Genomic DNA, 13,159 nt, shown 5'->3' on the forward strand with positions numbered 1-13,159 from the left:
TTAGTTTCGAGGATCCGAGAGGAACGGGAATGACGTCGTACGACTCCTTCTCCGACGTGGAGCTGATCGAGCTCGTCCGCGGCGGCGACAACGACGCCTTCGGCGTGCTCTGGGAACGGCACAACCGCGCAGGCGCCGTCGTCGCACGGTCGGCGACCTCCACGTCCGACCCGGAGGACATCACCGCCGAGGCGTACGCGAAGATCCTCACGGCGATCCAGTCGGGAGGCGGCCCGACCAGTGCGTTCCGGCCGTACCTCTTCACAACGATCCGCAACATCGCCACCTCCTGGGGCCGATCGCGGCGCGAGACGCCGCTCGAGGACGCCGACGCCCTGGAGGACCCGTCGTTCGAGGAGGACGCGACCGTCGCCGCGCTCGACCGCTCGCTGACCGCCCGGGCGTTCCGCAGCCTCCCGAGCCGATGGCAGGAGGTGCTCTGGTACAGCGAGGTGGAGGAGATGTCGCCCAAGGACATCGCGCCGCTGCTCGGTATGAGCGCGAGCGCAGTCGCCGCCCTCGCCTACCGCGCGCGGGAGGGCCTGCGGCAGGCGTGGATCCAGGCGCACCTCGCCACCGTGGCCGCCGACTCCGAGCACCGGTGGACCATCGACCACCTCGGCGCCTACGCCAGGAAGAAGACGACCAAACGGGAGACGGCCAGGATCGACGCCCACCTCGCCGACTGCGCCCGCTGCAGCATCGTCGCTGCGGAAGCGGAGGAGGTGGGCTCGCGGCTCGGCCTCGTGCTGCTCCCCCTCGTCGCCGGTGTCGCCGGGGCCACCGCCTACACCGCGTGGCTGCACGGCGGCGCGGGCTCGGCGGCCTATGCGCTCGGCCCGGACGGAGTCGCGGAGCCGTCTGGGACCTCGTCGCAGAGCGGCTCGGCGACCTCGACCTCCACCCGCTGGGCGCTCGGCGTCACCGGCGCGGCGATCGCAGCCGCCGTGGCGCTCGGCTTCGTCATCGCGCCGGGGATCGCCGAGAGCCTCTTCGGCCGCAGCGCGCACCCCTCGGCGCAGGGCCCGGCGACCGAGCCGGCGCCGCCCGCCGATCCGGCACCGGCGATCCCGGCACCGACGGCGACCGCGGCGCCGCCCGCGCCCGTCGCACCGGAACCCCCGGTCGCCCCCGTGGTCGCCCCGGCCCCGGCCCCGGCCGCACCGGCCGTCGCCGTCGAACAGCAGCCTGCACCGCCGACCACACCGACCGCGCCGACGACACCCACCGCACCCACGACACCGACCACGCCGACGACGCCGACGACACCGACCACGCCGACCACGCCGACCCTCGACGCACCCACGATCTCCGGTGTCGACACCGGAACCGGCCTCTACGCCGGCCTCCTCGCCCCGATCGTGTCGGGCACGGCCGGTCCGGGCGCGACCGTCACGCTCTTCGACCACGGTGCGAAGGTGGCCGAGCTCACCGCCGACGCCGCGGGCGCGTGGACCTCGGCGGAGCTGACGACCGTCCGACCGGACTTCTCGATCACGGCGACGCAGACCGGCGCGACCGGCACCACGGCAGGTGTCACCTCCCCCGCCTCCCCGGCGACCACGGGGACGGTGATGGTGCCGGAGGTCACGGCTTCCGGTGGCGTCGGCACGGTCTCCGTGCAGGTCCACGGGCTCGTCGGCGCGACGGTCCGCGTCTACGCCGACGGCCACGCGTCCGGCTACACCTTCGTGCTCGACGGGAGCGGCGACGGCTCGGGCAGCTACGTCTCGATCATCGTCGGACCGCGGCGGATCGGCGCCGCGTACGAGGACGGACAGAGGCACGGACTGGTGACCGACGTCCCGATCATCGTGCAGTGAGGACCCCGGGAGCCGTCGATTTCCCACCTCGGGGTGAAACCCGGGGTGAAACGCAGAGTGAGTTTATGAAACCCGCGTCATCGTTCGGGGGTCCACGCGTCTCTTCAACGACGTGCCTCGCGCTGATGACCCGAACCTCCGCGCGGGGCACGTCGACGCCACCCGACCACGTCCGCTTACCCGAAGAGAACCGATGTCGACCTCTGTCCCCTCGACCGCGCTCCCGAACGCGCCGAAAGCCCACGCTCACCCGTCCTCCCTCCCCCGCCTCCACCGCCGGCACGCCGAAACCACGGCATCTCCCGTCGCGCTGACCGCGCGGTTCCTGGTCGCGCTCGTCGGCACGGACGTGCTGGCGTCGATGCCTGCGAACCGCGCCGCCCTGTCCGACCTCCTCGACCTGGAGGTCACGGAGCACGGCTACCGCCTGCTTGTCGCGCCGATGATCGGCGGCGCCCGCCCGATGCCCGACGCGGTCGTCGCGCACACCGGGTGGTGGTTCGGGCAGCTGCCGTGACCCGACTTCGCAGTGGTATAGAGCCGCCGGGCGCGGTCAGTCGGCCGCGTCCCCGGCGTCGGCGGTGACCGTGGCGCTCCAGGTGACGCCGAAGCGATCGGTGAGCATTCCGAACCCGGCACTCCACGCGGAGGCCGCCAACGGCTCGACGATCACCGCCCCCGCGGCCAGCCCGTCCCAGTAGCCCTGGAGCTCGTCGAGGGTGTCCGCGCCGATCGAGACGAAGAGGGCCTGATCGGTGATCGTGACGTTGTTCTCGCGACGCGTCGACCCGCCGCCGGCGATCGTGCCCCCGCTCTCGCCGGGGATGTCGTAGGCCATCACCCGGAATCCGTTCTCGGCCGCGACGAGTCCGAACACGATCCGGTCGGCGCCGGGGACATCGGCGGGCATGCCCACGTCGGAGTAGGCCGTGGCGACGAGATGGCCGCCGAACACGTCGCGGTAGAACTCCAGCGCAGCGCGGGCGTCTCCGCGGAAGTTGAGGTGGGGTGTGGTCTGGATGGTCATCTGAGCTCCTCTGTCGAACGCCGGCCCGATCGGCCGACAGCTCAACGCTGTCAGCCGTGTAGGTCGGTTTCTGTCCTAGACCTCGGTTAGCCTGGGGCGCATGACGACGACCGCCCGGCTGCTCGGCCTCCTGTCGCTGCTGCAGACGCGGCGCGAATGGCCGGGTCCCCTGTTGGCCTCGCGGTTGGAGGTCAGCGACCGAACGGTCCGACGCGACATCGAGCGTCTGCGCGAACTGGGCTACACCATCGAGGCCACGATGGGTCCGGACGGCGGCTACCGGCTGGCCGCCGGCAGCGAGCTGCCGCCACTGCTTTTCGACGACGACCAGACCGTCGCCATCGCCGTCGCCCTGCGAACCGCACCCGGGGTGGGAGCACAGCTCGAGGAGGCGGCGGCGCGCGCCCTCGGCACCATCCGCCAGGTGATGCCCTCCCGCCTCCGGCACCGGCTCGACGCGCTCGAGGTCACCGCGGTCGGCCGCCCCGGCGACCCCGCGCCTGCCGGCGCCCCGTCGGACCTGCTCGTCACGCTCTCCGGCACGATCCGCGACCGGCAGGTCCTCCGCTTCGACTACGGGGCCGACACGGGCGACGACCGGGTCTCGGCTCCCCCGCGCCGAGCCGAACCGCACCACCTGGTCACCTCTCAGGGGCGCTGGTATCTCGTCGCGTGGGACCTCGACCGCGACGCCTGGCGCCTGTTCCGCGTCGACCGGATCCACCCGCGGACCCCGCACGGCCCACGCTTCACCCCGCGCACCGCTCCTGGGGGCGACGTCGACGCCTTCGTCTCGGCGCGCTTCCGCGGATCCGACGTCGACGAGTGGCCGTGCCGCGGCACCGTGATCCTCCACCGTCCCGCCCGCGACGTCGCACCGTTCGCCGGCGACGGAACGATCGAGCCGCTCGACGAGCACCGGTGCCGCCTCGAAGCCGGCTCCTGGTCATGGGAGGCGCTGGCCGCGTCCTTCGGGAGGTTCGGCGTCCCCATGGAGGTCGTCGGGCCGCCCGAGCTCGCCGCGGCGTTCCGGACGCTCGCGGAGCGGTATGCGGCGGGGGCGAGGGTGGGGCGGTAGGTCCGCCCGTTCTCGAGGGCGCCCGAACGCACCCCCACAGTGTGCCACGCCACAATCCACGGCCTGCTGTCGCCGCAGGAGTACCGCATGGCCGAGCGCGCGGCGCGCGGGGCGACCAACGTCGCCATCGCCGGCGAGCTCTACATCAGCCCCAACACCGTCGACTACCACCTGCGGAAGGTGGTCCGGAAGCTCGGCATCACCTCTCGGCGGGAGCTCCCGGGAGCGCTGGGCGCTCTCACACGTCCCGGTCGAACAGGTCCTCCCACGTCTCCCGCCGGATGACCGCCCGTGCCTCGCCGTCGCGCGCGAACACGACGGGCGGGCGGCGGTAGCCGTTGTAGTTGTTCGCCATCGTGTGCGTGTACGCGCCGGTGGCGGGCACGGCGAGGAGGTCGCCCACACGGGCGGCGGGCAGGCGCAGCGGGTCGATCAGCACGTCCCCCGACTCGCAGTGCCTCCCGACCACGACGACGTCCTCCGCGTCCTCGTCGTTCAGGCGCCCGGCGAGGACGGCCTCGTAGCGCTGCCCGAACAGGGCGACCTCGAGGTTGTCGCCCATACCGCCGTCGACGGCGACGAAGGTGCGGGCGTCGCGTTTCACGGTGGTCACGGTGTAGAGGGTGAAGGCCGAACCGTTCACCAGGCTGCGGCCCGGCTCGATGATCAGCTCCGCGTCGGCGGGCAGGTGCTCGTCGCCCGCGGCGAGCAGGGCTTCGACGTACTCGTCGACGCTCGCGGGCCGGTCGGCGGTGGTGTAGCGGGCGCCGAGGCCGCCGCCGAGGTCGTACACCGGGAACGTGCCGAGGGCGGCCAGCGGCTCGACCGCCGCTGCGAGCTCCGCCGGGTCCATGATCTGCGAACCGACGTGGGCGTGCACCCCGCGCAGCTCGAGCAGCGGGCTCGCCTCGATCCGGGCGATGAGGCGGCGCGCTGCGCCGGCCGTGAGCCCGAACTTGGAGCCGACCTGGCCGGTCTGCACGCTGGGGTGGGTGGACGACGCGACCTCGGGGACGACGCGGACGAGGACGGGCTGCACACTCCCCGAGGCGACCAGCTGTTCGAGGCGGTCGACGTCGTCTTCGTTGTCCACGACGACGAGCCCGATGCCGGCCTCCACCGCGATCCGCAGCTCCTCGGTGGTCTTGGCGTTGCCGTGCATGACGACGAGCGCCGGGTCCACGCCGGCACGCAGGGCGCCGAGGATCTCGCCGCCGCCCGCGACGTCCAGGCCGAGCCCCTCCTCCACCATGACCCGCTGGACGGCTGTGGCCGGGAACGCCTTCGACGCGAAGACCACGCGCGCGTTCGGACGACGCGACGTGAGGGCCGTGCGGTACTCCCGGGCTCTGGCGCGGAGGGCGCCCTCGTCGACGACGATCGCGGGCGTGCCGAACTCCCGGGCGAGGTCGTCGACCCGGCAGCCGGCGACCACGAGGGTGCCGTCGGGGTCGACGGTCGCGCTGTCGGGGAAGAGGTCGAGGAGGGGATGCGGCATGGCTGGGTCTCTCGGTCGGGGTGGATCGGGCGGAACTGCTGGAGCGGAGGCCGCGTCAGCGTTCGGCGAGGCCGTGCGGGACGACGACGACCGGCACGGGCGAGTTGCGGAGGATCTTGGCAGCGTGCGAGCCGAGGAACACCCGCGCGATCGGGCCGAGCGTGCTCGACCCGACGACCAGCACCTCGTCGCGCTCCCAGCCGATGTCCGCGAGCGCTGCCTCCCACGACTCACCGCGTCCTACGGCGACGCCGGTGACCTCGGGGGCGTCGGGCAGCTCGGTCACCTGGCGGACCAGCGACGCCGCGTGTTTCTCGACGTCGGCCGCCCAGGTGTCCGCGATGGCCTGGTCGGCGTCGAGCCCGGCACCCGACGTCCCGGAGTCGCGGGGCACGACGGCGAAGGAGGCGACCCGCAGGTCGGCGCCCGCAGCCGCGGCCACTCCGGCCGCGCCGAGCACGAGCGGCGTGGACGCTCCGGTTCCGCGGTAGGCGGCGGTCACCCGGCTGACGCGTGAGCCCGCCTCGGTGCGGTAGCCGCGAGGCGCGATGGCCACGGGGACCGGCGACGCGTGCAGCAGCGTGTCGCTCGCGGACCCGAGCGCGATCCGCCCCGGCTGCCCGGCCACCGCAGAGCCGACGACGATCATCGACGCCTCGCGCTGTTCGGCGAGCTCCACCAGCCCACGACGAGCGGACGGCGCCTCGTGGAGCAGGTACTCCGCCGCGATCGACCCGCCGAGCACCGCCGCGGCGTGGTCGAGGGCGCCGTCGGCGTTGTCCCGCGTGTAGCCGCGCCACTCGGCGTCCGCGCCCCCGGCCGTGGACGGCCACGCGGGCGGGACGACGGCTGCCACGACCAGATCGGTCCCGGTCGAGCGTGCGAGCATCGCGGCCAGGTGCAGCGCGGATGCGGAACGGTGCGCGGGATCCACCCCGACGACGATGCTCATCTGCGGTTCGCCTTCCTGCGCTCTGCGGCCTCGCGGATCTCGCTCTTGCTCGGCTGCGCGAAGTTGCTCGTGTACGGCGCCTCGGGGGCGACCGCCGGAGTCCCGGTCTGCAGGGTGGAGTGCTTCCTGCCGTAGAACCAGTAGAAGACCAGGAACACGGCGGTCCAGATCAGGAACACGATGATGGTGATCAGGCGCAGCTGCGTGATGATCGCGATGCAGCCGGCGATCGACAGGATCGGGATGGTCCAGCCGAGCGGCAGGCGGAAGCCGCGCTCCAGCTCCGGCTCCCGCACGCGCAGGATGATGACGCCGAGCGACACCACGAGGAACGCCACCAGGGTGCCGATGCTGGTCATCTCGGCGAGGAAGTCGATCGGGACGACAGCGGCGAGGACGCTCGTGGCGATCATCACGATCACCGTGTTGCGCACCGGCGTCATCGACCGCGCGTTGACCTTCGCGAACACCTTCGGGATCATCCCGTCGCGCGACATGGCGAACAGGATGCGCGTCTGCCCGTAGAGGCAGACAAGCGTCACGGAGAAGATCGAGATGATCGCGCCGATCGCGACGACGGTCCCCGGCCAGCTGGAGCCGACGATGTTCTGCAGGATCGCGGCGAGCCCGGCGTCCTGGTTCGCGAACTTCTCCGGGGCCTGCGCGCCCAGGGCGGCGAGGCTGGTGGCGACGTACAGCAGGATGATGATGCCCAGCGCGAAGATGATCGCGAGCGGCAGGTTCCGCTTCGGGTTCTTGGCCTCCTCACCGGCCGTCGACACCGCGTCGAGACCGACGAACGAGAAGAAGATGATCCCGGCGCCGCCGACGATGCCCGCGAATCCGGCCGGAGCGAAGTTGTGGAAGTGGTCGCTGTTCCACCCGGTGAAGGCGATGGCGCAGAAGAACAGCACGACGGCGATCTTGACGATCACCATGATGCTGTTGACCGTCGTGGACTCGCGCGCCCCGCGCAGGAGCAGCAGCGAGCACAGCACGATGACGATGACAGCGGGGATGTTGATGATGCCGCCCTGCTCCGGTGCCTGGGAGAGCTGCACCGGCAGCTGCCAGCCGAAGAGGTTCTGCAGCAGCTGGTTCACGTATTGCGACCAGCCGACGGCGACGGCGGCCGTTGAGACGCCGTACTCGAGCAGCAGACAGGCTCCGACCGCCATGGCCGTGCCCTCGCCGAGCGTCGCGTACGCGTACGAGTAGGTCGAGCCGGACGCGGGGACCGCGCCGGCCATCTCGGCGTAGCAGAGCGCGGTGAGCCCGGCCACGACGCCGCCGATGACGAACGACCAGATCACCGCGGGGCCGGCGACGGGGACTGCCTGGGACAGGATGAAGAAGATTCCCGTGCCGAGCGTCCCTCCGACACCGATCATGGTGAGCGAGAAGAGGCCGATGCTGCGTTTCAGGTGCGCTTCGCCCGCCCCGGGAGGGGTCGTCGGCTTTCTGCGCAGCAGCTGCTGGGCGATTGTGGGCATGTACCAGTCTCCTTTGAATGGTTGGGGTGTTGCGAAGTCCGCGCGGTTCCGGTGCGGACTCAGGTGAGCCCGGTCACCCGGCTGGTCACCCGGAACCGCTCGACACCGGCGTCGACGGCTCCGCGCACATAGCCGGACGGGGAGGCGGCGACCGCCTGCAGGAAGGCCACGGTCTGCTCCGTGATCTCCTCGCCGGGGATGAGGTTCGGGATCCCGGGCGGGTAGGCGGCGAGCGTGTCTGCCGACACGCGCCCGATCGCTTCGGCCGCCGGCACGAGCTCGGTGTCGGCGAAGAACGCGTCCCTGGGCAGCAGCCGCAACGGGCCGGCGTCGGGCAGAGCGGGGAACTCGTCGGCTCCGCCTCCCGCCCGCTCGGCGTCGGCCTGGGCCGAATCGGCCGCGGCCACGAGCGCCCGGTGCGCCCTCTCCAGATCGGGCGTCTTGCCCGCGCCGATGAGGGCGACGAGGGTGGTCGCCGTCGACATCTCGAAGAAGATCCCGTCGGCGTCGATGAGCCGCTGACGCAGCCAGTGACCGCTCACGCCGGTCGCGGACACGTCGATCGCGACGCGCAGCGGGTCGACGGCGACGATGTCGTCGTACGCGCCGAACCCGTCGCTGAGCACGCCGAAGCGCGGATCGGCCCGCAGCGCCTCGCGGAACGCGTCGGCAGCAGCGATCGACCGGCCGATCAGCTCCTCCCCGGTGGCGAGGGAGTGGCGCGCGATGTCGAGCGAAGCCTGCAGCAGCGCCGACGTGGAGGTGGAGGCGGTGATCGAAACCGCCCGCTCCACGAGCGGTTCGAGGGCGTCGGCGAATGGGCCGTGGCCGAGGTGCAGCATGGCGGACTGGGTCAGGGAGCCGCCCAGCTTGTGGGTGCTCGAGACCACCAGGTCGGCGCCGAGCCGGGCGGGCGACTCCGGCAGGTCGGGGTGGAACCCGAAGTGCGGTCCCCAGGCGCCGTCGACGATGAGCGGGGCGCCGTGCGCGTGCGCGACCCGAGCCAGCCCCGCGACGTCCGCGACGGAGCCGAAGTAGCTCGGCGAGACCAGGTAGACGGAGGCCGCGGGGCGTCCGGCACCGGCCGCGGAGGTCAGGGCCTCGTCGAGGGAGGCGGGCGAGACGCCGTGCGCGACGCCGTTCGCGATGTCGAGCGAGGGGAACACGAACGACGGGACCAGGCCCGCCGAGAGCACGCCGTCGCTGAAGCTGGAGTGCGCGCTGCGCTGGGAAAGGATGTTCTCGCCGAGCCCCCGAACGGCCAGCGCGGCGATCCGGTTGGCCTGCGAAGCGCCGCCGGTCAGGAACCAGGTGCGCCGCGCCCCCCACGCGTCCGCCGCGAGGTCGAGGGAGCGGCTGAGCGGCGAGTCCTCGCCGAGGTCGATGTCGTCCAGCAGCATCGGGACGTCGAGCTCCAGCGGGCGCGGCCCGAGGAAGGATGCGAGCCGGGCGCTGAGACCCAGGTCGTCCCCGCCGTGCCCGGGGACCATCAACGCAACGGGTCCGCGTGCCGCGTGGCGCTCCAGCGCGTCCGCGTACGGCGTCTCCCACTGGCGGAGGTCGGGGGACGGGAGCGGACGCGAGCCGTCGATCGCAGAGGAGTGGGTGAGGGCCATTCCTCCATCGTGAGGCTGGTGCCCCGTCGCCAGAATCCCCCGAAGTTCGCCCAGCCCACATAGACTGTATGTCACTGGTCACCCGGCAGGGGTGGGCATACCCGCATCCAGACAGGGGATCCGATGGCGGATCTGCGACAGTTCGAGGCGCTCAGAGCGGTCCACGCCGAAGGCTCGGTCACGGCGGCGGCGCGCCGCCTGGGGTGGGGCCAGCCGACCGTCGACTACCACCTCAGGAACCTGGAACGCCTGGTCGGCGCACCGCTGCTCGTGCGCTCACCGCGCGGCAGCAGACTCACGCCGGTCGGCATGCTGCTCCTGGAGCGGGCGCAGGAGATCCTCACCCTGAGCGAGCGGGCCATCGGGGACGCGCGCGAGTTCAGCCGGCTGGGGCGGGTGCGGCTGAGGTTCGGGACGTTCGCGACGGCGGCGGCGAGCATCCTGCCGTTCGTCGCGGACCGCGTCGGCGACCTCGGCATCGAGATCGACGCGACGTTCGGGGAGGTCCCCGCGCTCGTCGACTGGATCAACCGCGGCGCGCTCGACGCAGCGCTCGTCTACTCGGCGCCCGGCTACGAGCTGCCGTTCCGCCCGAACGTGGAGACGATGGAGGTGTACCGCGACCCGCTGATGCTGGCGCTGCCCGTCGGCCATCCACTCGCCTCGCGCGCGGCGATCGACCTCGCCGCTGTGCTCTCGCTCCGCGACGAGCGCTGGGTGTTCGCGACCTCGGAGGACGACGCGATGGACCGCCTCGTCGTCGACGCGTTCGCGGCGGAAGGGCACGTCCTCGACGTCGCCATCCGGACCGACGACTTCCAGGTCCTCCTCGGCATGACCGCCGCACGGATGGTGGTCGGCATCATCCCGAGCCTCGCGACGACCGCCGCGCACCCCGGCATCGTCCTCCGGCCGATCCACGACCCGTCATTCGTGCGCTCGGTCCTCGTCGCGACACCCGCGGAGGACGCGAGCCACCGACCCTCCCCCGCCGTGCGCCACCTCGTCGCCGCGGTGCGGGACGGGTTCGCAGCGGTGCGGGAGCGGGGCGGTGCTTCGACGGGCTGAGCCGGCGGGCGCGGACGACGGCTACGACAGCGGGACCGGACGCATCGCGCTGAGGTACCCCTTCACAATGCCCTCCTCCGGCGTTCCGGCCCCAACCGGGTGCCGAAGGCGATGGAGCCGGTCGCGGAGCACAGGCGGCGACATTACGGCTAGGCTACGTGCTTGCGGATGAGGAACGCCAGCCGGCGGCCGTTCAGTCTCGGGTTCCGGATCCGCCCGGACTCCAACTTCGTCGCGAGGACTGTGAGGTTCTTGGCGGTGTCCAACCGTGAGCCAGTCAGCTCCGACTCGTTCAGCCGCCACCCGCCGAGCTTCTCCGCTCCGTGGTGGTCGAGGACGTGAAAGAGGTTGCTGAGGTCGATCAGGTCTTTCTGCGTCTCGACCGCCCGGTCCACGTACGCGTACGACTTCAAGATGACCGCACCCTCCACCGTCGGCACCTTCGTGGGGATGGTGAGCGTGGTTCCGTCCTGCAAGGTTGCTTCCGCAGCAATGCTCAGCGTTCTCCCGAGCGCGAGCGTCAATCCGGGCATCGTGTTGAACCCGCGTTCCCCGCGGACCTCGTCGCTGAACTGACCGTTCAGCGACGGGATGAGCAGGTCGATCGTCGGCTTCGGGTCTTCGTGGCCGGCTTTCACGTACCGGTTCCCGGACTGGGCGTCGTAACCCGCCGCGAGAAGGTCCGCGTGTAACGCGCCCGACGCGGCAAGCGTCACAGGGATGCCAGCGTCCGCATCTCCGGTGCGCCGATCGATGAGCCCGTGCGCTGGGAAGGTCGCGGTCAGCAGGGACACCATGTGCCCGCCGATGACAGCGGTCCCGTCGTACTTGGTGAGGATCCCGACGAGGTCGTCGAGCGCGAGGAAAGCGGCGTCGTCTTCGTCGCTGGTGGCGATGAGGCCTGCGGTGAACGTCATGGTCAGCGAGTCTCCGGCGAAGTCGTGGGATGCGTGGCCGGTGAACTGGCCGAGTCTGTCGTGGTGGGCGCCATTCTGATCTTCCGCCATGCCCTACTGGTGTGCGACGACGACCGTGTTCCGGACCTTCTCGGCCGCTTCGTCCTGGTCCCCCGTGAATCCGGTGCGGCGCACGTCGAAGTACGTGATGACCGGGTCGGTGATGTCAGGCACGTGGAACGCCTCCGACGTCTTCCACAGCGTCTTGTCGTTGGGGACGACGAGCTCGAGAGTGTAGTCCTCACGCGTCGCGGCGACGAACCCGAACTGTGTCGGGTCGATACCGCTGTGCAGGTAGAGGAGTGCGTGCTCCGGCTGCCGCCATCCGTTGATGGCCGATGCGGCAAGGTCACCGCCGACGAGGGCATCCTCGGTCGCGTTCACGACCATCGAGCCTTGCGCGCGGATGGGCGAGTCGTGCCACCAGTACGTGGTTATGCCGCCGGCGCCCGGGTACTCGGTGGCGGCGTAGTCGAAAAGCTTCGCCCGATCCGCCGGCTCGAAGCCGACCCGGCTCCTGTCGACGAGGTCGCCGAGCTTCTTCAACGCGTCGGATACCGCCGGTTGCTTGAGGCCAGTCCGGGCAGCAAGCTCGGCCTGGACGACGGGCCGCTCCGGCTGCGGCGCCAGCAGCGCCCGCGCGACAGCGAACTCACCGTACGGTCGCGGTCCTCGCCGGGGTTTCGGCGTGGTTGCTGCGTCGGCGCGAGGCTCATACTTGCCGTTCATGATGAGCTCGTCACCAGCGGCCACGATTATGCGATGGTCCACCTCGGCAGCAGCACGCAGGGACGACGTGATAGACGGGACGATGAGGAGCGCACGCTCCCCCGGCCGCAGGTTCGCCAGCTCGAAGGCGACCTTCGACGGGGTTGGCGTGCGTCTCAGGTGCTGGACCCGGATACGATCGCCGTCTGGCGTGCGGAGAGTGGAGGCGTCCTCCGCCACAGCACGCACGCCGGCGCCGCGGAGAGCGAGCATCGCGTCGCTGGTGTCCACTCCGATACTCCTATCGCTGTTTGCAGAAATTGCGCCTACTCCAATGAGTCTATCGGAGTAGATGGAATGATCGACTACTCCGATACGAGTATTGGTGTATGCAGCTTGAGTAACTACTCCGATATGCCTCAGCGCCGGCATCCACGCCCGGGGAAAGTTGAAGCATCAATGGCCGGCCGCACACACATTGAATCTCGGGAGCGGGGCGGCGTCCCCGCAACCGGAACCGACCCGCGCAGTCAACCCCTACGACAACGGGAGCGCCCGCATCGCCCCCAAGTCCTGCAGCTCCCAGGTGTTCCCGTCCGGGTCGCTGAAGGACGCGAACCTCACTCCGCCCAGGTCGCGGATCTCCCCGATCGGCGCACCGCGGGACAGGAGCTCGTCGCGCACGGCCTCGATGTCGTCGACCACCAGGTGCAGCCCCTTCACGGTGCCCTCTTCCGGAGTCCCGGCTCCCATCCCGGTGCCGAAGGCGATGGAGCAGGCCGAGCCGGGCGGGGTGAGCTGCACGATCCGCATCCCGTTGCCCGGTTCGACGTCGTGGTCGAGTGCGAAGCCGATCGTGTCGGCGTAGAAGGCCTTGGCGCGGTCCACGTCGGAGACGGGGATCGGCACGAGTTCCAGTCTCAGGTCCATGTGGGTCCCC

The 13,159-nt window shown here is 71.2% G+C and carries 13 protein-coding genes; 5 read left to right on the forward strand and 8 right to left on the reverse strand.

The features are described 5' to 3' along the window. Positions 1-29: 29 nt before the first annotated feature. Together JNB50_RS21760 and JNB50_RS21765 are read left to right on the forward strand one after the other, a co-directional pair. Entirely contained in the window at positions 30-1,823 is a 1,794-nt protein-coding gene (locus tag JNB50_RS21760) for a sigma-70 family RNA polymerase sigma factor (protein ID WP_208042223.1), read from the forward strand. A 193-nt stretch (positions 1,824-2,016) separates the two neighbouring features. Beyond that, positions 2,017-2,340 carry a hypothetical protein gene (locus JNB50_RS21765; protein ID WP_208042224.1) on the forward strand — a complete coding sequence of 108 codons (324 nt, stop codon included), beginning with the start codon at positions 2,017-2,019 and terminating at the stop codon, positions 2,338-2,340. 36 nt (positions 2,341-2,376) lie between these two features. On the opposite strand, the gene JNB50_RS21770 is transcribed toward JNB50_RS21765, so the two are convergent. Beyond that, the gene (locus tag JNB50_RS21770; RefSeq protein WP_208042225.1) at positions 2,377-2,850 is read right to left on the reverse strand and encodes a VOC family protein; all 474 of its coding nucleotides are present in this window, start codon (positions 2,848-2,850) and stop codon (positions 2,377-2,379) included. 100 nt (positions 2,851-2,950) lie between these two features. On the opposite strand from JNB50_RS21770, the gene JNB50_RS21775 reads away from it, so the two are divergent. Further along, complete coding sequence (locus JNB50_RS21775; protein WP_208042226.1) at positions 2,951-3,928, forward strand: YafY family protein; 978 nt, start codon at positions 2,951-2,953, stop codon at positions 3,926-3,928. Between the two features lie 39 nt (positions 3,929-3,967). Next, entirely contained in the window at positions 3,968-4,213 is a 246-nt protein-coding gene (locus JNB50_RS21780; protein WP_307794836.1) for a helix-turn-helix transcriptional regulator, read from the forward strand. Here the strand turns inward: JNB50_RS21780 and lysA are convergent. Genes lysA through JNB50_RS21800 form a run of 4 tightly spaced genes read right to left on the reverse strand, consistent with a single transcriptional unit; the run spans position 4,167 to position 9,487 of the window. Continuing rightward, on the reverse strand, positions 4,167-5,426 hold the full coding sequence (lysA, locus tag JNB50_RS21785) for a diaminopimelate decarboxylase (RefSeq protein ID WP_208042228.1): 1,260 nt from the start codon (positions 5,424-5,426) through the stop codon (positions 4,167-4,169). The two genes, JNB50_RS21780 and lysA, sit on opposite strands and share 47 nt — an antisense overlap. A gap of 55 nt (positions 5,427-5,481) precedes the next feature. Next, on the reverse strand, positions 5,482-6,378 hold the full coding sequence (locus tag JNB50_RS21790) for a universal stress protein (RefSeq protein ID WP_243768799.1): 897 nt from the start codon (positions 6,376-6,378) through the stop codon (positions 5,482-5,484). After that, positions 6,375-7,871, reverse strand: a complete 1,497-nt coding sequence (locus JNB50_RS21795; RefSeq protein WP_208042229.1) for an amino acid permease — start codon at positions 7,869-7,871, stop codon at positions 6,375-6,377. Before JNB50_RS21795 ends, JNB50_RS21790 begins: the two co-directional genes overlap by 4 nt. 59 nt (positions 7,872-7,930) lie before the next feature. Continuing rightward, entirely contained in the window at positions 7,931-9,487 is a 1,557-nt protein-coding gene (locus JNB50_RS21800; protein WP_208042230.1) for an aminotransferase class I/II-fold pyridoxal phosphate-dependent enzyme, read from the reverse strand. Between the two features lie 123 nt (positions 9,488-9,610). On the opposite strand from JNB50_RS21800, the gene JNB50_RS21805 reads away from it, so the two are divergent. Then, a complete protein-coding gene (locus JNB50_RS21805; protein WP_208042231.1) occupies positions 9,611-10,555 on the forward strand; it encodes a LysR family transcriptional regulator in 945 nt (314 codons plus the stop codon). A gap of 149 nt (positions 10,556-10,704) precedes the next feature. Here the strand turns inward: JNB50_RS21805 and JNB50_RS21810 are convergent, their stop codons facing one another. The 3 genes from JNB50_RS21810 to JNB50_RS21820 all read right to left on the reverse strand — a co-directional run bounded on the left by JNB50_RS21810 (position 10,705) and on the right by JNB50_RS21820 (position 13,149). Continuing rightward, the gene (locus JNB50_RS21810) at positions 10,705-11,562 is read right to left on the reverse strand and encodes a hypothetical protein (protein ID WP_208042232.1); all 858 of its coding nucleotides are present in this window, start codon (positions 11,560-11,562) and stop codon (positions 10,705-10,707) included. Between the two features lie 3 nt (positions 11,563-11,565). Further along, positions 11,566-12,510, reverse strand: a complete 945-nt coding sequence (locus tag JNB50_RS21815; protein ID WP_208042233.1) for a helix-turn-helix domain-containing protein — start codon at positions 12,508-12,510, stop codon at positions 11,566-11,568. A gap of 246 nt (positions 12,511-12,756) precedes the next feature. Then, positions 12,757-13,149 carry a VOC family protein gene (locus JNB50_RS21820; protein ID WP_208042234.1) on the reverse strand — a complete coding sequence of 131 codons (393 nt, stop codon included), beginning with the start codon at positions 13,147-13,149 and terminating at the stop codon, positions 12,757-12,759. Between the last annotated feature and the right edge of the window lie 10 nt (positions 13,150-13,159).

Origin of the sequence: Leifsonia sp. TF02-11, assembly GCF_017565305.1 — a bacterium.
Taxonomy (GTDB): domain Bacteria; phylum Actinomycetota; class Actinomycetes; order Actinomycetales; family Microbacteriaceae; genus Leifsonia.